At 70.7% G+C, this 17,171-nt stretch carries 14 protein-coding genes; 4 read left to right on the top strand and 10 right to left on the bottom strand.

The window, feature by feature from the left end; translation table 11 throughout:
- Positions 1-5 precede the first annotated feature (5 nt).
- The 4 genes from ABH926_RS36310 to ABH926_RS36295 are packed head-to-tail and all read right to left on the bottom strand — an operon-like array spanning position 6 to position 5,737.
- Positions 6-1,136, bottom strand: coding sequence for a hypothetical protein (locus tag ABH926_RS36310; protein WP_370370483.1), 1,131 nt, complete (start codon positions 1,134-1,136; stop codon positions 6-8).
- Positions 1,133-2,374, bottom strand: a complete 1,242-nt coding sequence (locus tag ABH926_RS36305) for an aldehyde dehydrogenase family protein (RefSeq protein ID WP_370370482.1) — start codon at positions 2,372-2,374, stop codon at positions 1,133-1,135. The genes ABH926_RS36310 and ABH926_RS36305 overlap by 4 nt, the downstream gene beginning before the upstream one ends.
- Entirely contained in the window at positions 2,371-4,548 is a 2,178-nt protein-coding gene (locus ABH926_RS36300) for a DegT/DnrJ/EryC1/StrS family aminotransferase (RefSeq protein WP_370370481.1), read from the bottom strand. Before ABH926_RS36300 ends, ABH926_RS36305 begins: the two co-directional genes overlap by 4 nt.
- Positions 4,532-5,737, bottom strand: coding sequence for a radical SAM/SPASM domain-containing protein (locus ABH926_RS36295; protein WP_370370480.1), 1,206 nt, complete (start codon positions 5,735-5,737; stop codon positions 4,532-4,534). Before ABH926_RS36295 ends, ABH926_RS36300 begins: the two co-directional genes overlap by 17 nt.
- A gap of 239 nt (positions 5,738-5,976) precedes the next feature.
- Between ABH926_RS36295 and ABH926_RS36290 the strand changes: the two genes are divergently transcribed.
- The 3 genes from ABH926_RS36290 (at position 5,977) to ABH926_RS36280 (ending at position 10,380) form a co-directional block, all read left to right on the top strand.
- Positions 5,977-7,083, top strand: coding sequence for a DegT/DnrJ/EryC1/StrS family aminotransferase (locus tag ABH926_RS36290; protein ID WP_370370479.1), 1,107 nt, complete (start codon positions 5,977-5,979; stop codon positions 7,081-7,083).
- A 199-nt stretch (positions 7,084-7,282) separates the two neighbouring features.
- Positions 7,283-8,143, top strand: coding sequence for an ABC transporter ATP-binding protein (locus ABH926_RS36285; RefSeq protein WP_370370478.1), 861 nt, complete (start codon positions 7,283-7,285; stop codon positions 8,141-8,143).
- Entirely contained in the window at positions 8,140-10,380 is a 2,241-nt protein-coding gene (locus tag ABH926_RS36280; RefSeq protein WP_370370477.1) for an FtsX-like permease family protein, read from the top strand. Before ABH926_RS36285 ends, ABH926_RS36280 begins: the two co-directional genes overlap by 4 nt.
- Before the next feature lie 584 nt (positions 10,381-10,964).
- On the opposite strand, the gene ABH926_RS36275 is transcribed toward ABH926_RS36280, so the two are convergent.
- The 5 genes from ABH926_RS36275 to ABH926_RS36255 all read right to left on the bottom strand — a co-directional run bounded on the left by ABH926_RS36275 (position 10,965) and on the right by ABH926_RS36255 (position 14,916).
- Positions 10,965-11,243, bottom strand: a complete 279-nt coding sequence (locus tag ABH926_RS36275; protein ID WP_370370476.1) for a hypothetical protein — start codon at positions 11,241-11,243, stop codon at positions 10,965-10,967.
- 193 nt (positions 11,244-11,436) lie between these two features.
- The gene (locus ABH926_RS36270) at positions 11,437-12,078 is read right to left on the bottom strand and encodes an SRPBCC family protein (protein WP_370370475.1); all 642 of its coding nucleotides are present in this window, start codon (positions 12,076-12,078) and stop codon (positions 11,437-11,439) included.
- A 5-nt stretch (positions 12,079-12,083) separates the two neighbouring features.
- On the bottom strand, positions 12,084-12,800 hold the full coding sequence (locus ABH926_RS36265; protein ID WP_370370474.1) for a pyridoxamine 5'-phosphate oxidase family protein: 717 nt from the start codon (positions 12,798-12,800) through the stop codon (positions 12,084-12,086).
- A gap of 495 nt (positions 12,801-13,295) precedes the next feature.
- On the bottom strand, positions 13,296-14,174 hold the full coding sequence (locus tag ABH926_RS36260) for a universal stress protein (RefSeq protein ID WP_370370473.1): 879 nt from the start codon (positions 14,172-14,174) through the stop codon (positions 13,296-13,298).
- Positions 14,175-14,715: 541 nt separating this feature from the next.
- Positions 14,716-14,916 carry a hypothetical protein gene (locus ABH926_RS36255; RefSeq protein ID WP_370370472.1) on the bottom strand — a complete coding sequence of 67 codons (201 nt, stop codon included), beginning with the start codon at positions 14,914-14,916 and terminating at the stop codon, positions 14,716-14,718.
- 126 nt (positions 14,917-15,042) lie between these two features.
- Here ABH926_RS36255 and ABH926_RS36250 point away from each other — a divergent pair, with 126 nt between their 5' ends.
- Positions 15,043-15,789 carry an STAS domain-containing protein gene (locus ABH926_RS36250; RefSeq protein ID WP_370370608.1) on the top strand — a complete coding sequence of 249 codons (747 nt, stop codon included), beginning with the start codon at positions 15,043-15,045 and terminating at the stop codon, positions 15,787-15,789.
- An 80-nt stretch (positions 15,790-15,869) separates the two neighbouring features.
- On the opposite strand, the gene ABH926_RS36245 is transcribed toward ABH926_RS36250, so the two are convergent.
- Positions 15,870-17,120, bottom strand: coding sequence for an SWIM zinc finger family protein (locus ABH926_RS36245; protein ID WP_370370471.1), 1,251 nt, complete (start codon positions 17,118-17,120; stop codon positions 15,870-15,872).
- Positions 17,121-17,171: the final 51 nt, after the last annotated feature.

Raw genomic sequence — 17,171 nt, 5'->3', positions numbered from 1 at the left:
GCGGTTCAATACACGCCTTCGACGGCTTCGGCGACATCGCCGCGGCCGAAGGGGGCGACCTGGCTGACCCCGTCCCAGGGGAACCAGGGGTGCGGCGGCATCCGCACCGCGCTGTCGCGCTCGATCAGGTTCGGGATGAACAGATCCCGCAGCAGCGTCGTGGTGACGACGCGGCCGCGCCCGCCGTAGGCGACGTCGGACGTCCAGTCGTCCGGGTCGGCGACCCGGATCACTCCGAGGGGCGGCGGGAGGTGATAGCCGCGCGGGCGGCCGTCCGGCCCCGGATCGGCCTGGAGAGCGTGGCCCACCAGGGTGTTGCCATAGGTGTCGATCCACTGGACGCCGCCGAGGAACTCCTCGCGCAGGAAGCGTTCCTCTTCCAGCGTGCCCGACGTCCCGCCGGTACAGGCCGCGCGGACGCCGTAGTCCGCCAGCGGGTGCTCCAGCCGCGCCGCCAGTGCCAGCAGCAGTTTGGTGGTCGCGAACAGCAGCCCGGCCTCCCGGCGCCGCAGCAGCTGTTCGGTCTGGGCCACCAGATGGGCGACGTATCCGTCCGGGTCGGCGCCGTCGCGCAGTTCTTCCTTGACCCAGCGAGGGTCGAAGTCCACCGCGCACACGGCGCCGTGCCAGCTGTCCCCGAGCGCCTGGACGAAGTGCCCGTAGTCGTGCGGTCCGCTCGGGGTCATGGCGATGATGTCGTGCCCTGCGACACCCCGCACGCGCAGCATCGCCGCGTACGCGCGGACGTCGTCGGCCGTGTGCGTGACACTGACGATGCGGCAGGGGCGGCCGCTGCTGCCGCCGGTCTCGAAGACCCGGAACGGCCGGCCCGCGTAGCCGCGCGGCAGGAGGTCGCGCACGGCGGCGCCGCGCAGCCGTCCCTTGTCGAACACGCCGAACCGGCGTAGGTCCTCGAAGCACGTCACGTCGCTCAGCGGATCGAAGCCGAGCTGGTCGCGCCGATCCAGCCACAGCGGCGCACCGGTGTCCTCGGAGAAGTGCCAGCGCATCATCCGGCGGGTCCACTCGTCCAGGTCGACGGCGAGTTCCGGCACGGCGCGCCGTAGCTCGTCGGCCATGGACGCGGCGTCCGCGAGTTCGAAGCTCGATGAGGTCGTGGTCGTGGTCGTAGTCATCGCACGCTCCACGAGTCCGCCGCCGGCATCCGGTGGACGACGTCCGCGCCGGCGGTCAGGGTTTCAGCCTGCTGCGACGTCACCGCCAGCACGGAGGCCACGGGGAACGGAGCTTCGTATCCCATGAGCGCAGGATCATCCCACGCGGCGTCTTCGCGGCCTTCGAGAAGGAAGAGCGTCGGCGCGAGGAACGCGGTTCCGTCGTGGCTGCCGAGCACCGGCCGCGCGGTGAGGCGGATGTCGCCCGCGCCGAGCATCCCCTCGACCGACGCGGCGAGCGCGGCCGCACGGTCCCGGCGAGGGAAAGCAGCCAACGGAAGGTCGGGGTCGGAAGGCGCGAACGGGATCGCGTCGAGACGGGAGGCCAGCGCCTTGGCGATCGTGTCGGGCTCGCCGAGGCACAAGACCGCGCGGACGGCGGTGCAGAAACGGCCGGAGTCCGAGGCGATCAGCGGAGCCAGCCACGCCGCCGCCGATTCGGCATCGGCGTTCTGCGGCACGACGGCGCACACCCGCAGCGGCCCCCGGAGTACGGCGCTCGGCACGTCGCGCAGGGCGGCACAGACATCGGCGCCCCCGTAGACGATCTGGCGATCCGTCACCGCGATGAGCGGCCGGAGCACGGACTGCGCGCAGGGATAGAAGCCGACCAGCTCGCGGGGCCACCCCGCCTGAAGCATCGCCGAGACCAGGCGCAGTGCGGAGTACGGTTCGCGCGTGCTGGGGCGTACCCACACGGCGGCTCCGGACAACGCCGTCTCCAACACCGCGATCAGGCACGTGAAGGTGTTGCCGGGCAGCCACACAAGGCCGATCCGGACACCGTCCGCGGCATCAGGCTCCTGTGACGCGGCTTGCTGGTGCAGTCCGGCCAGCTCGTCGACGAGCATGCCGCTCCAGCGGTCGACCAGCACCTCCGACAGCCCCGCCGCCTGCCACATCAGGGTTTTGAAATCCTCGGGCGACTGGACCTCGGCACCGACCTCGGCACCGACCTCGACGTCGCCCCGCAAGTACAGCTCCAAGGCCCGGGACAGGATCTCGACCCGCGAAGCCCGGTCCGGGACCGGTACCGCGGCTCGGGACCGCAGCCGTCTGGCGTCGCTGCGGACCAGGATCTCGGGCGCCATGGACAGCTCGGGCAGGCCGGGCGCCGGCGCCGGTGCGGTGTCGAGCGAGCTGTACCACTCTCCCAGGCGCACGAGCGGAACCGACGAGCCCGCCAGACTGCCGCTCATGTCAGTTCCTTGAGCAACGCCGCGACGATCCGTTCCTGGTCCCCGACGGACAGGCCGGCGTAGATCGGCAGGCAGATGTGGCGCGCGGCGAACCGCTCGGCCTGCGGGAACCGGCCCGGTGCACGCAGCGCGGAGAAGATCGGCTGATCAGTGAGCAGCAGGTCGTAGACCTCACCGGCCAGCGCCACACCGTGCTGCGAGCGCAGTCTCGCCTTCAGCGCCGCACGGTCCACGTCCTCGGGCAACTCGGCGATGTACTTGTACCAAGTGGTCGAGCAGCCGGGCGGAGGCGGGACGATTCGCAGCCCGCCGACCTGTGCCAGCCACGCGTCGTAGCGCTCTGCGATGGCGGCGCGCTGAGCGACCCGCTCACCGAACACCCGGAGCTGGGCCAGGCCGACTGCGGCGTGGACTTCGCTCATCCGCCAGTTGCTGCCCAGGCAGTCGTGGGTGGTCGCGCCGGGCTTGGTGCGACCGTGGTCGCGCAGCCTGCGCATGACGTCCAGCGCTTCCGGGTCGGACGCCGTGACGGCACCGCCTTCGGCGGAGGTCAGGACCTTCGTCGGGTAGAAGGAGAAGGCGCCGTGGTCGGCGATCGACCCGGCCCGCCGGCCGTCCAGTGCGCTGCCGAAGGCGTGCGCGACGTCCTCGATCACCGGAATGCCGCGGGCGTGGCAGAGCTCGATGATCCGGGGCAGCGCCGGGGAGACGAAGCCGCCGATGTGCACTGTGACGACGGCCGCGACCCGCGATCCGTAGACGCTCAGCCGTTCGGCCAGCGCGTCCGGGTCCATGCCCAGGCCCTCAGGTTCGAGGTCCACGAAGTCGACGTCGGCGCCGGCTCGCAGCGCGGCCGCGGCGGTGGCGTAGAACGTGTTGACCGGGGTCAGGACGACGCGGCCGGCCACGTCGATCCGGCGCATCGCCATTTCCAGCGCAGCCGAGCCGGAGTCGACCGCCACCGTGGGCCCGCCGGTCCACGCTTCGAGTTCCCTCTCGAACTCGGCGACCTTCGCCCCGAGCGTCAGCATGCCGGAATCGAGGATCTCGTCGACCGCGTCGGTGACTTCCTCGCGCATCGCGGTGTCGAAATGGATGCGGACGCCGGCGATCGGAGTCGGCCGCTTCTGTGTGCCGGCAGCGTCGTCGGTGCCCAGCGTGCGTTCGAAGAACCCGACAGCGTCCGCGACCGACGTGCCGTGCCCCATGCGCAGCTCGCGCAGTTCGACGAGGTCGCCGGCACCGGCCGCCGCGTAGATCCCGGCGACCGCCGCGCCGGCCGCCGCGCTGTCGGCCGGGTCGAGCTCGGGGTCGAGCGTCCCGTATTGCAGCTGCACAGGAGCCGGCGCCAGCGCACCGTACAGGTCGGCCAGGTCCGCGTGCCGCGCGATGCCGGGCAGCAGCAGGGCCGGATGCCCGTAGCCGAGGATCCGGTACCCGCCCAGGTGGCTCGCGGTGCAGACCGGCACCGGGCGGTCGAGCGAAAGCGCCGCGTGCAGCGCGACGGCGCCGCCGAGGCTGTGCCCGAACAGGCCGACGCGACCCGGCTGCGCGCCACCGTCGCCCTCCAGCCAGCGCAGTGCGATCGCGGCGTTGCGGGCCAGGATGCCCAGCAGCGGCCGACCGATCGCAGCGTACTGATGAGCCAGGACGGCGGCCTCGTCGCGGCCGGCCAGCCGGTCCGGATCCAGGCTGCCGGCGAAGCCGTAGTCGAGGGTCAGCGTCAGGAATCCGGCTTCGGCGAGCCGCGCCGCGACCGCGCGGTCCGGGAAGTCCGGCGCCTCCGCTCCCGCGACCTGGCCGGCCACGGCGTTGCGGCCGGGACACACGACGACGCCGGGCAGGGGTCCGGGCCGCTCCTGCGACCGCGTGAGAACCGCGGTGAATCCGATGTCGGCCGCCTGGATCCGGTACGTCTCATGCGCCAGGCCCGCTGCCGTCGACGTCGCCAGCAGCTCGGCCTGAAGCGCTCCAGTGAGGTCGGCGGGTGCCGCTGCGAGCCGGGCGACGGCGGCGCGGACGCGTCGGCGCCAGGGCTCGAACCCGCCGCGGTCGGGCCGCGGATGCAGCCTCGGCACCGGCGGCACCGGCGGCAGCGGCGACCCGAGCGCGCCCGCGTCGGCCTGCGCCGGAGCCGAGGCCGAGGCCGCGAAGCCGTCAGACGAAGTCGGCATGCAGTGTCCGCGGAATCTCGATGGCGTAGGTGTCCAGGACCTCGTCGAGGTGCACGTTGCCCCGCTTCACCCATTCGAGAAGCTCGTTCTGCGGGCGGTAGAAGCACGACTTGCACAGGTCGGTACGGCGCGGATTGCTCTCCTCCCACTCCGCGCGCTTACCGCCTTCGAGGACCTGGAGGTAGCCGTCCTCCAGGACGTTGCCGATGAGGTATCGGCTGTTCAGGTGCACCTGGGGACACGGGTAGAGGTTGCCGTCGGCGCCGACCGCCGTGACGAACCGGCTGTAGTGGCAGTGCTCGAAGTCTCCCTCGACCTCCTCCACCTGGTCCATCGGGCCGCGGTCCAGCTTCGGGATGGAGACCTCGAACTCCTCGGTGCTCAGTCCCGCGACCTCGTTGAGCGCCTCGGAGACCTCCGCCATGATGTCCTCGACCGTCTGGTGGCCGAGCGCCGAGTAGAACTCCGGCTCGAACCGGATGTAGTGCGCGCCGGAGCGGGCCGCGAGCTCGGCGGCCGGCCGGATCTCGTGGTAGTTCTCCGCCGTGATCACGAAGTTGAACCCCACCCGGAACTCGGGGTCCACGGCCGCGTCGCGCAGGCGGCGGGGCGTGTCGCCGAAGGTCGCGTAGGTCTGGTCGTGGTCCCGGGTGATCCGGTTGAAGTTCTCCTCGCTGCCCGCATTCATGCCGATGCGGACCCAGGTGTGGGTGGCGGCGACACAGTCCGCGACCTTGTCCACGCCGAGCCGGGAGCCGTTGGTGATCAGGCCGATCCGCAAGCCGGCATCGTGCGCGGCCTGGCAGATCTCGGTGTACCCGGGGTGGATGGTGCACTCGCCGCTGCCGCAGAAGGTCACCGCGCGGCCGCCGGTGGCGGCGAACTCGCGCATCAGGCCGGAGGCCTTGGCGGTGGGGATGGAGTCCTTGAAGGAGAACAGGTCGTAGAAGTTCTCTTCGTTCGGCGAGTGGAAGTTGCAGAAGTTGCAGCGCATGTTGCAGGCGCCCATGATGCCGATCCGCATGTGGATCGGCCGGAAGTCCTCGCCGGCGACGAACTTCCGCACCAGGTCGGGATGGGCGAGCATCTTGTTCGGGGCGTGCGCCTCGTCGAGTGCGACGACCGGCAGGTCGGCTCGGTTGCCGGGCCGGGCGATGTCGTAGAGCTTGAGTTCGTCGGGCGATGTCAAGACTGACCCCTCGGTCGACGTCGTCGGCGCAGGGGAGCCTTGCGCGCAGGCCGAAGCCATGCGTCGCCTGAATCAGTTGGCTGAAAATCCCCCCGTGCCCTGGTGGTTCGAACAGAAACGCTGCCACGGGCCCGATGCCCGGTCAAGGTCTAGACCATGTTCGTGTTCTGAGGTACTCTCCCCCTCGTGTAAGAGGGCTTTACTAAGGCCCTTTATCAAGGCCACGGGGGGACGAAACCTTGATCGCGTTCCATTCCAACAGTCGTCAGCACGCCGCTCTGGCCCCCGAGTTCGAACGAGCCCTGCGCGGCTTCGACCTCGCCGACGACGACGCAGCGGCCCGGGCCATGGCGGCGTTCGAGACATCGCTGGCGAGCTACGCCGGCGTCGGTCACGCGGTGGGAGTGGCCTCGGGCACCGATGCGGTGACCATCGCGCTCAACTGCTTCAGCCTGCCGCCCGGCGGCGAGGTGATCACGTGCGACTTCGGCTTCTACGCCACAGCCGCCGCCATCGTCCGCGCCGGTTTCCAGCCGGTCTTCGTCGATACCGCCCCCGACTCGTACCTGATGGACCCCGCGCGCGTCGCCGAGGCGATCACACCGCAGACCGTGGCGATCGTCGCGGTCCACCTGTTCGGCGAGGCACTGCCGCTGACCCCGCTGGCGGACCTGGCCCGCGAGCACGGCATCGCACTGATCGAGGACTGCGCCCAGGCCTTGGGCGCCCGCGACGGCGACCGCCCGGTGGGCACGGTCGGCGCGGCATCGGCCGTGAGCTTCAACTGGACCAAGCACCTGGGCAGCCAGTCCAACGCCGGCGCGGTCCTGACGAACGACGCACAACTGGCCGAGATGGCCCTGGCCCTACGCTCCTACGGCTCGACGGGCGGCTTCCGGCACGACTGGCTCGGCCTCAACAGCAGGATCAACCCCTTCGAGGCCCTGATCCTCGATGTGAAGCTGCCGCACCTGGACGGCTGGATCGACCGCCGCGCGGCCTTGGCGGCGCGCTACGACCGCAACTTCGACGGCTCACCGGTGGGCGTCCCGTTCAGCCACGCACCGGGCCGGCACGCCCACCACAAGTACACGATCCGGGTCGCAGACCGCGACGGTCTACACGCGCACCTGCTGGAGCGCGGCGTCACCACCATGGCCTGCTACCCGTACCTGCTACACGAGCACGGCGCGTTCGACCACCACCCGCACCGCGCCGAGCCGGCCCCGAACGCGGCCGCGCTCACCGGCTCGGTGCTGGCGCTGCCGGTGTTCCCCGAGCTGACCGACGACGAGATAGACGGTATCAGTGAACTGATTCTGGGCTACGTCAAAGAGCATTCCTGAGCGCCACGAGCATGGCGGTGTCCTTGCCGAGAACCTCGTCCGTGCCGGCCGAGTGGCTGATCGGTACTCGTAGAGCGCGCCGCTCGCGTCACGGGCCGATGCTGCGGCCGCCCCTGCCCCGGCCCCCCGGTTAACCCCACCCCGGATTCGGTGGCGTACCCGGTGGGTTCGGCGACGCTTGACGATCATGCTGGAGTCCATGACCGCAACCACAACTGGCGCGCCTTTCGCAGGATACGAATACGAACACCCCGTCGCCCCGGTCCGTCTGGACGGCGTGACCAAGTACTACGGACGGGGCCGCGGGCGGGTGACCGCGCTGGACGGGGTGTCGCTCGCGTTCGCGGCCGGGTCGTTCACCGCCGTGCTGGGGGCGTCCGGATCCGGGAAGTCGACGCTGCTGCAGTGCGCCGCGGGACTGGAGAAGCCGAGCTCGGGTTCGGTGCACCTGTGTGGCAAGGACCTCGAGGCGCTGTCCGATCGGCGACAGACGGTGTTGCGGCGGCAGCGGATCGGGTTCGTGTTCCAGGGGCTGAACTTGGTCCCGGAACTGACGATCGCCGAGAACATCGCGTTGCCACTGCGGCTGGGCCACCGGCGGGTGGAGCGGGACGGGATCGCGGACGCGGCGGCGCGCGTCGGACTGACCGCCGGGCATCTGCGGCGGCTGCCGTCGGAGCTGTCGGGCGGGCAGCAGCAGAGGGCGGCGATCGCGCGGGCGCTGGTCTCGCGGCCGGAGGTGATCTTCGCCGACGAGCCGACCGGCGCGCTCGACCCCTATACCGCGCACAACGTGCTGAGCCTGCTGCGGGAGACCGCCGACGGCGCGACAGTCGTGATCGTCACCCACGACCCGCAGGTCGTGCGCTTCTGCGATCAGGCGGTCTTCGTGGACGGCGGCCGGATCGAGGCGGTGGTGACCGCGCCCGATCCCGCGATGGTGGCCGCGCGGCTGTACGAGTACGGGGCCCGGGCGGACGCCCGCGCGGCGTATGGCGCGCGCAAAGCCGGCGTCAGCGCGGCTGCGGCTGCGGTTGCGGCTGAAGGCGGCGACCGATGAGCGCGACCGGGACGAACGACTGGACCACCGGCGGCTGGAAGACCGGCGGCTGGAAAACCGGCAGCTGGCGCCTTGCAGGCCTGCGCCGTCGCCCCGGCCCCGTCGTCGGAACCCTGATAGCCGCCACCCTCACCGCCGTCCTCATCATCGCCGCCTTGTCCGTCCTGTGGTCGCATACCCCAGCGTCGCCCGGCCGGCTGGCAAGCGCTGACGTCGTCGTGGCGGGCGACACCAAGGTGCGCAGCGCCGACATCAGCGTGCCGCTCCCGGCCTATCGCGGCGTTCCCGAGACGCTGGCCGCCGACCTGGCCCGGGTGCCCGGCGTCGCCGCGGCGACCGGCGAGACCGGCTTCCCCTCCGGAACGCACCGCCCGGGCGTCGTCGACCTCGTCGCGGTGAAGGCCGCGCCGGGTGTCGGTCCCGGCACGCTCGCCGCCCGGATCAAAACCGCCCTGCCCGGCGGCGCCGGTTACACGATCGCCACCGGCGCGGACCGCGGCGACCTCGCCGACCCGACGGTCGCCATCGACCGCAGCACCGGCAACGAGTTCGCGTCAGCCGTGTTCCCGCTGCTGATCGGCTCCGCCCTGTTCGCACTCGCCGGTACCACCGCGCTGTCGGTGAACATGCGCCGTGGCCGCTTCGCCCTGTTGCGCGCGATCGGCGCCAAACGCGGGCAGATACGCACCGCGATCCTGCTAGAGCAGGCGTTGATCGCGCTGGCCGGCACCCTGCTCGGCTTCCTGCCGGGCACGCTTCTGGGCTTCGCCGCCGTCGACATCCTGGCCGGCCACGGGATCCTCCCACCCGGCGCCACGGCCTCGGTCGAGCTCCGAGTCATCCCGATCGTGCTGGCGATCCTGCTGCCGGTCTGTGTGCTCAGCGGAATGGCCGCGGCCCGCCGCGCGTCCCGCGTCAGCCCGGCGCAGGCGGTGCGGGAGGGGCAGACGGAGTCGCGGCGGCCCGGCGTGATCCGCACGCTGCTCGGGCTGGGCGTGGCGGCTGGCGTCGTCGTCCTGGACTTCGCCACCATGAACCAGAACGGTGCGGGCGGCCAGCTCTCCCTGGCGATGCCGATGCTGCTGCTCGGCATGACCGCGGCCGCGCTGCTCGGCCCGGTCCTCGTCCGGCTGTCCGTCGCGGTGCTGCGTCCCCTCGTCCGCAGCGGCCCGTCGGCCCGGCTCGCCCTGGCCGGTATAAGGGCTCTGCCGCGCCGGACGTCGTCCGCGATCGTCCCGGTCGCCATGGCGGTGGCCATGACCGGCGCGGTGCAGTTCTCCGACACCACGATCGCGCACGCGACGACGACCCAGGCCGCGCGCTCCGTCACCGCCGAGCACCTCCTCGAAGGCCCCGGCCTGGACGCCGTGGCCGCCGACCGGATCCGGGCGCTGCCGGGCGTGACGGCGGTCGCCGGCGTCGAGACGACGGACCTGGTGGTGTCAGACCCGGATCTGCGGTCCGCGGGCGGCGCGGTCCTGTCCGCCGGCCCGGTCGGCGGCCTGCTCGACCTCGGCGTCACCGCCGGCAGCCTCGCCGAGCTCAAGCCCGGCCAGATCGCCCTGAGCGCGCTGGAGGCCTCCCCGGACGCCATGAAGGTGCGCGTCGGATCGAAGGTCAAGGTGTACCTCCCGGACGGCACGCCCTACTCCGGAACGGTCAGCGCGATCTACGCACGCTCGCTCGCCCTCGGCGACGTCCTCCTCCCGGAGGCGGCCGCGACCGGCCACACCGGCACCGCCGCGGCCTACAACCGGATCCTGGTGGACGGCGGCGACGCCGGACAGCTCAAGTCCGTAGCGGCGACACTGCCCGGGGTACAGGTGGTCGACAAGCAGGGCGCCGACGCGCGGGTGCAGAAAGACAACGCGATGAACAACTTCGGTGACAACCTCATCCTCGCGGTGATCGCCGTGCTCGCCGCGGCCACGATGATCAACACCCTGGTGGTGTCCACCCTGGAGCGCCGCCGGCAGGTGCACATGCTGGGCCGCATCGGGGCCGAGCGGCGGCAGCTCAGAGCGATGTTCGCCTGGCAGGCTGGGTTCGTGGCCCTGGGCGGTATCGCCGTGGGTGCCGTCGTGTGCGCGGGGACCCTGGCAGCCGTGGACCGCGCGTTCACCGGCAGCCCGGCGCCGCACGTCCCGGCCGGGAACGCCGTCCTGATCGCGGTGGGCGTCGCCGCCCTGGCCGTCGTGCCGATCATGGCGACGTTCCGCAGGCTGGTTCGCGGCTAGAACCCTGTCGGTGCCGAGAATGTCGTCCGTGCAGGTGGGGAGGGCTGGTCCGTTTCTCGTAGCGGCGCGGTCAGGCGATCAACGGGTCCGGTTCGAACGTGCGGATCGGGCGTGGCCGGGGCAGATGGTCTCCGACTGTCTGGAAACAGGTCTTTCGGCCCTGGTGGAGCCGCGGATAAGGACTAACGTCAGGAGTGGACCTGCAGGGCGAGCGAGGGAGCCTGACACGGAATGCGATCTTGAAAGGAACGGGATCGCGTGACCAGACGGGCTGAGAAGCTGGAAGGCTGACGAGGCTGGAAGGCGACCTCCACCACCTGAGCCGGAGGGTTCCGGCGAAGGGAGCCCACCTTGCAGGTTCCTTTGCTGTCAGATTCAAAACGGCCCGTACTGTACGGGCCGTTTTGCCGTGCGGTGGACGTCGGCGCCGGGGACCCACCCCGAGGCCCCCGTTTCAGGGCCGGTTCACCTGCGCCCAGCGCAGCGCCCGGCTGAGTTCGGACGGCGTGACTATGCCGACCAGGCGGCCGTCAGGATCTAGTTCCAGCCGAGAATCCAGCCGCGGCCGCTGCCGTGACACATCATCATGATTGCTCCGCCATGGCTGTCAGGTGCACCTTCCAGCCGACCCCCTCGCGCGAGATGTCGATCTCGGCCGCGTGGGACGACGCCGCCGCGTCGGCCATCGCGGTCGCCAGGGCGCGGGCGGCGGCCAAGGTGGCCTCGTGTCCCTGGACTTCGGCGAGCAGGAACTGGCTGCCGCTGGTGGTCACGACGCGCAGGCCCTCGACGAGGTTGATCTGCCGAACCTGGTCGGCGCGCAGGAGGTCGCCTTCCGAAGTGCTTATCCACACGTGTGTCATTGCTTCTCCTCGCAGGGCCGACGCGACCGCCGGGACGGGTCCTGATATCAGCCTGCCTCGGCCGCCGCGTCCCACGGAACGGCCGTTGTCCCCTGTGCGGCAAGGCCGAAGGGCCCGGATTCCGTCGTGAGCCTCACCCGGTTCTGGACCGTGTACATCGCTCGGAGGAGTTCCGGCTGGCGTACGGTCCTTCTCAGGAAGCAAGACGCTCGGCCCGTTCCTTGATCCCGTGCAGCATCTTCCGCTCCATGACCAGGCTGCCCGGCTCCATGAGGTACATGGACAACGCGCTGGCCACCATGCCGGTCCTCGGGTCCTGGATCCGGTTGCGGCTGACCAGACGGGTCAGGCCGGCGCCCGGCGCCGACGGGGCCTCGGGGTAGAGCCCGAATGCCCATACCCATGTGCCGTCATCGGAGCGCATCACCATCGCGTGTTCGGGTTCGAGGACTTCGACGCGCATTCGCAGCTTGTCACCGAGCGGGATCTCGTCGCCGGCGGCGAGGGTTTGGAGTCCGGGGACGATCTCGTCCGCGCTGTGCATGTTCAGGCCGAGAAGGTTTTCGATCCAGTCGTAGGTGTAGGCGCCGCCGCGTCCGGGCCCCATCTGCACCAGCCACGGCCAGATCGCCGAGGCGGGCGCGGCGACGCCGATCGCCCTGGTGGTCACCACCGGGGCCTCGGGCAGGAGCTTGTCGCCGGGCATCTCCCGGGAGACCTCGTCGTCCCGGGCGCCCCAGTTCAAGCAGCGGTCCCGCCACAGGGCCGGGTAGGCCGCGGCGGCGAAGCCGAGCAGGCCGCCGGCGAGCAGTGCCGCCGGCCACTTCCGATACATGGCCATCATCCTCTCTGTCCCTGATCAGTTCCGGCGGTGTCGCCGGGCTGTACCCGGCCGTTGAGGTGCCGACTTCGTAGGCGGTGGGCAGGATGTCCGCCAGCAGTACGGCGGCCTCGTCGGTGATGGTGTCCGAGAGTTTGTATGTGGACATGCGGCAACGTCGGAACCCTCTCCCGGCGCGGTCCGTCAGACCCCGCTATCACGTGACAGGGCACTGCGTGCCGCCGTGTTTGGCTCATCGGTCCCAGGAGCGTGCCGTGCCGGGCCGCCCAGGACTCCCGCCACCGGCTCTCACCCGTCGTGCTCGTCGTCGGGGTGGTGCGGGATCGCCGCGCGACGACCTTCTCGGTCGCGATCTTGATGTAGCGCTCCCGCTCGCCCGGCGCCCACGGATCGACGCCCAGCCCGGCCAGCCGGGTCTGCTCAGCCGGGCTGGTGATCAGCTTGGCGCGGCCCAGGAAGGTCACATACCAGCCCTCGTGTGCCGCCTCGTCGATCCGGTCGACTTCGAAGGCGACGACGGTCTCGGCCACGCCGGCGCCGAACATCGAGCCCTTGCGGGTCCGGAACACCGGGTCGCGGCCGTCCAGCCGGAAGTTGACGATGAAGACAGCCGGCAGCGCGTAGCGGCTGTAGACGATCCGGCCGACCGGTACAGTCGCGGCGAGGTCCAAGGCCTCGGCCTCTGTGAAGCGCTCCATGCGCTGTCCCACGGTCATGACTCGATCGTCACCGCGGCCCGGATGCGGGCAGAAGGGTCTTTGGGCCCTACTTTCCAAGAATCTGCTCGGTGTCTCCGCTTGACCGCTGCCGGCCGAAAGTGAGCACGGCACTGCCGGTGCGGGCCCGCCGTCGCGCTCGTCTCAGTGGTGCGGCAGCCACTGCCCAGCCTCCCGTGGCACGCATCGATGTCCTGAGGCGACGGTAATGCCGAGTTGCCTGTGGGCGACGGGCCGAAAGACCCTTCTCGTTCGAGCCGAGGGATCAGGCTGCCCTGCGCCACAGGAAGATCACGTCCTTGGCGGGTGCGAGGAACGTGTACGGCGCGAGCGCGGTCCGGACCGCACCCCGGATGTCGAGCCGGACGGGCGGATCCATCGGCTCCACCTCCATGCGCGCCCTGTCCGAGGCCTGCTGCCCGGTGCTGGTCGGCGTGAAGGCGAGGGAAGCGCCCCGTACCGGCCCTTCCGGCCGCTACGGGGCGCTCGCACGGGTCAGTTCTCGGGAATGATCGCGACCGGGCAGTCCGCGTGGTGCAGCACCGTGTGGGCGATCGCGCCGACTCGCATTCCGTCCCTGCCCTCGTGCGCGCGGCCACCGATGACCACCAGGTCGGCCAGGCCGGTGGCTTCCACGAGCAGCTTGGCCGGCAGCCCGGCCACAACATCGGCGGTCACCTGTACCCGGGGGAACATCTGCTTCCAGGGCGCCAGCGCCGTCTCCAGCCTTTCCCGGCCGTGCTTCAGCGCCGCGGCGTGCTGGGCGTGCGTGAAGATCTTCGCGCCGTAGGCGTAGAGATCCGCAGGGTCCTCCCAGGCGTAGAAGGCATACAGGATGGCGGAGCGGCGGGCGGCCTCCTTGAACGCGAACTCCAGGACTTCCGGGCCCGTGCGCGGATCCTGGGCGACGTCGATGCCGAGCATGACGCGTTGCGTGGCCCGCTCGCAGGAGCCGCGTGCCACCAGCACCGGGCCGTGGGCGTGGGCGAGCACGCCCAGCGACACCGATCCCAGCAGCTGCCCGGTCAGGCCACCGCGGCCCCGGCCGCCGACGACCAACAGCGAGGCCAGGTTCGCCAGCTGTGCCAGGGCCGGAGCTGCCGGGCCGGACATGGCAGCGATCTCCACATGCAGGTCAGGGTGCTCCGCGCGGACCTTCGCCGCGATCACGCTCAACTGTTCCTCGGCTGCGTCGCGCAGTATCTGCTCGGGTGTGAAGCCCGGCGGGACGCCCTGGGTCACCGGGGCGTAGCCGTGGTAGGCGTGGGCCAGCCACAGCGCAACGCCGCGCAGCTCCGCCTCCCGGACGGCCACGGCGATCAGGCGGTCGCCGTGTTCGAAGTCGTCGACGCCGACGACCACGGGTCCGGTCATGGTCGTGCTCCTCTCCAGTGCGTGAATCAGGCTTCTTCCAGACTCGGTCGCCGGGCAGGAGACGGTCAGGGCCGAACGGCCCGGGCGTTCCGGGACATTCGCCGGGCGACGCCCGCGAAGCCCCGGGCGGCCGGCCGGACCGTCATCCGGGGGGCCGCTGTGTCGCCGTATCCCTCGAAAAGGGGCCATCGGACTGACCGACCGGGCCTTGCGGCCCTGTCCGCCACACCCCGTCGATGGTCCACTGAAAGCGCGCCAGGCTAACACTGACGCTGACGATTGAAGCGTTCAGGAGGCGATCGTTGTACCGAATCTCGGAATCGCTATTGTGCGGCAGTATCAGCGCCGCGTGGTGTTCCGGCTGGACCGGCTGCGCGGGGTCCGCGAGCCGGGGATCAGATTTTGCATTTTTGCGCAGGATGGACTGGCCCTTCCTCGGATTTCACTCTCGCGCGCCAGCCGCGACCCGCTGACCCGCTCCTTGACTCGATCTCGTCTCTGGATCACGCCCTGAGCCGTCGAACCCGGGAAGCTGCGGCCGCTATGCCCGCTGTTCGTCGAACGCATGAATACGGACCTGGCTGATCGCATGGTCCAGCCGGTCGATCGCCTCGTGGAGCAGCTTTGTGGTCGAGGCGTCTTGGACGAGTTGGAGCGTTGAATGTATGTCCATGCTCGTGCTGAAAAGTCGTTGGATGATCATGCTCTCGGCGTCGTCGCCGTGCAACACGGTGAAGGCCATGTCCATCGCTCCCCAAGGATCGTCGTCTCATGGATGACGCGCGGGGTCGGCCGCCAAGGTCCGGGGAGGTGGATCCGCTAGTTGCAGCCTACTCGCACTGAATTCTCATTCATAGGTTTGCCGGCGATGCCGGCGTATGCTTTGGACGGGGCGGAGAGCTGCTTCTGGAGGGCATCTCGGAGAAACACGGCCGCATCATTCATGGACGGGGTGGCGTATTACCGCTTGGGCGAGCTTTGTTCGCCCGGTTGTTCTATCCTGGCTGTGAGCCCGGCGATCTGGGCCGGTCCCCCCAGACCCCGGAGACGTGAAACCGCTCTGTGCCAGTCTCCGGAGTCGATCATGGACGATTTCCTCGTCGGACCCCGCGCACCGCATGATCGTCATCCACGGTCGGCTGCACGTCATAGCGCGCCGAGCGGGCTGCTGCGGGTCAGCAGTCATGCCGACGGCCCCGGTCGGGTCCTCGTCCTCGTCGGGGAGCTGGACATAGCCTCTGCCCCGGTGTTGACCGACCATGTCGGGCGCCTCGGCGCGTCGTGCCCGGCGTACCTGGTCGCCGACTTGTCCGGGCTCGGATTCTGCGACTGTGCGGGATTGGCGGCGTTGCTGCGGATCCACCACCGTGCGGTCGAGTCCGGCGGCTGGCTCCGCTTGTGCGCGGTCGGTGCGGTGACCCACAAGGTGCTGTCGATCACCGGGCTTTCGCAGGTGCTGCTGTGTTATCCCGGCGTCACCCAGGCCTTCGCCGACCTGCCGGGGATTGTGCCGGTCCAGGCCGGGGCGACAGCTGTGGCGGATCCGGCGGGTCCTGCTGTGCCGGTGCCCTCGGCGATCGCCGCCGAGGGCGGCCATTGGACGGACCGCGGGTGAGGACGCCGCAGCGCGGCTGCTCATAGCCGGACTTTCCCAGCCGTCCCTGCTCAAGTCCCCGCAACCACGCGACATCCGCCTCACCGGGACAGGGAACGCCCGACACGCCGCGCTTCGGTTGGCTTGCCAGCGTCGGTGAGCAGTGTGGCCAGGGCGGATACGGGGTCGCGTTCGGGGGTGCCGTGCGGCCACCAAGTACCGTCGGCGGGGTCGCGGCGGTACGGATACCAGCGGTGGTCGGTCCCGAGGCGGATTTGGACTCCCTCGGCTTCGGCGGTCCAGCGGTTGCGCCAGACACGCAGTGTGGGCGGGTCGCCGTCGGCAGTCCAGTCCTCGAATGATCGGCGGGCGCGTGCCTTGTCGGCCGTGGCCGGCGTCCAGGCGGTCTCCAGCGTGGAAAGCCCGGCGGGGCCGCCTTGGCGCCAGGCGAGGATCGACATGCTCATCTGGACGTCGCCGAGATCGTAGGCGGAAAGGACGCGTTCGTAGACCTCTTCGGAGGCTGCCTCGTCTTCCTCCGCCGCCATGCGTACGGCGTCTTGCCAGGCGGTCAGCTGAGGCATCAGCGGCGTCGCGGCGGGCTCGTCGGACCCGGTGTACAAGGTGCGCAGTGTGTGGGCCCGGCCGGCGGTGTCGGCGGCGAGGCGTTCCAGGGCGATGGCGTCGACGGCTTCGCCGGTCGCCGCGGCCAGCACCGGGGGCGGTCCGGGAACGCTGGGGACGGCGGGGATTTCGAACGCGGTGATGCCCGCAAGGAATACAGCGGGGTCGCCCGGTGCCGCGTGGAAGGCCTCGACGGCGCTGACCCCCACCACCCTCGGGGTTTCTGTGCCGAGCCGGCCGGGGCCGCTGTCATGGGCTGCGGCTGCGGCTGCGGCGTTGCGGGTTCGCAGCTCCTCCATCAGCTCCTGCTCGCCGCGTCCGCGCAACAACAGCAGGACGAACGGATCGGTGTCCAGCAACCGGGCGATCTGGTAGCACAGCGCGGATGCGTGTTTGCACGGCCAGCCCCAGTCAGGGCAGGAGCAGTCGGGCGAGAGGTCGCCGGCGGCGGGCAGCAGCCGCACTCCGGCGGCTTTCGCGTCGTCGAGCAGCTCCGGCGGCATGTCCTTGTCGAGCAGTGCGGCGATGTGCGCGGCCCGCGAGGCGACGGCGTCCAGGAGACGATCCCAGTCCGCGTCGCTGAGCTGCTTCACCGCCACCGTCGAGGTGTAGGGACGTGGCCGGCTTCCCTGAACTTTCGCCTTGGCCAGGCCGGGGGTGACGGTGATGTCCTCGACCGCGCCGCGCCGGGCGTAGGTGCGGCCGCGGGTCAGGCGTGCGGCATCCATGGACGTCGTCTCCAGCGCGTCCACCCAGGCCTGTCCCCACCATGAACCGGC

This window comes from Catenulispora sp. GP43 (assembly GCF_041260665.1).
In the GTDB taxonomy this organism is placed as follows: Bacteria; Actinomycetota; Actinomycetes; order Streptomycetales; family Catenulisporaceae; genus Catenulispora.
This window is presented reverse-complemented; position numbering and strand designations above follow the sequence as displayed.

Coding starts and splice junctions, on each gene's coding strand:
- ABH926_RS36310 (WP_370370483.1), bottom strand. CDS start 1,136: ATGACTACGACCACGACCACGACCTCATCGAGCTTCGAACTCGCGGAC.
- ABH926_RS36305 (WP_370370482.1), bottom strand. CDS start 2,374: ATGAGCGGCAGTCTGGCGGGCTCGTCGGTTCCGCTCGTGCGCCTGGGA.
- ABH926_RS36300 (WP_370370481.1), bottom strand. CDS start 4,548: ATGCCGACTTCGTCTGACGGCTTCGCGGCCTCGGCCTCGGCTCCGGCG.
- ABH926_RS36285 (WP_370370478.1), top strand. CDS start 7,283: ATGACCGCAACCACAACTGGCGCGCCTTTCGCAGGATACGAATACGAA.
- ABH926_RS36280 (WP_370370477.1), top strand. CDS start 8,140: ATGAGCGCGACCGGGACGAACGACTGGACCACCGGCGGCTGGAAGACC.
- ABH926_RS36275 (WP_370370476.1), bottom strand. CDS start 11,243: ATGACACACGTGTGGATAAGCACTTCGGAAGGCGACCTCCTGCGCGCC.
- ABH926_RS36270 (WP_370370475.1), bottom strand. CDS start 12,078: ATGTATCGGAAGTGGCCGGCGGCACTGCTCGCCGGCGGCCTGCTCGGC.
- ABH926_RS36265 (WP_370370474.1), bottom strand. CDS start 12,800: ATGACCGTGGGACAGCGCATGGAGCGCTTCACAGAGGCCGAGGCCTTG.
- ABH926_RS36260 (WP_370370473.1), bottom strand. CDS start 14,174: ATGACCGGACCCGTGGTCGTCGGCGTCGACGACTTCGAACACGGCGAC.
- ABH926_RS36255 (WP_370370472.1), bottom strand. CDS start 14,916: ATGGCCTTCACCGTGTTGCACGGCGACGACGCCGAGAGCATGATCATC.
- ABH926_RS36250 (WP_370370608.1), top strand. CDS start 15,043: ATGCCGGCGTATGCTTTGGACGGGGCGGAGAGCTGCTTCTGGAGGGCA.
- ABH926_RS36245 (WP_370370471.1), bottom strand. CDS start 17,120: ATGGATGCCGCACGCCTGACCCGCGGCCGCACCTACGCCCGGCGCGGC.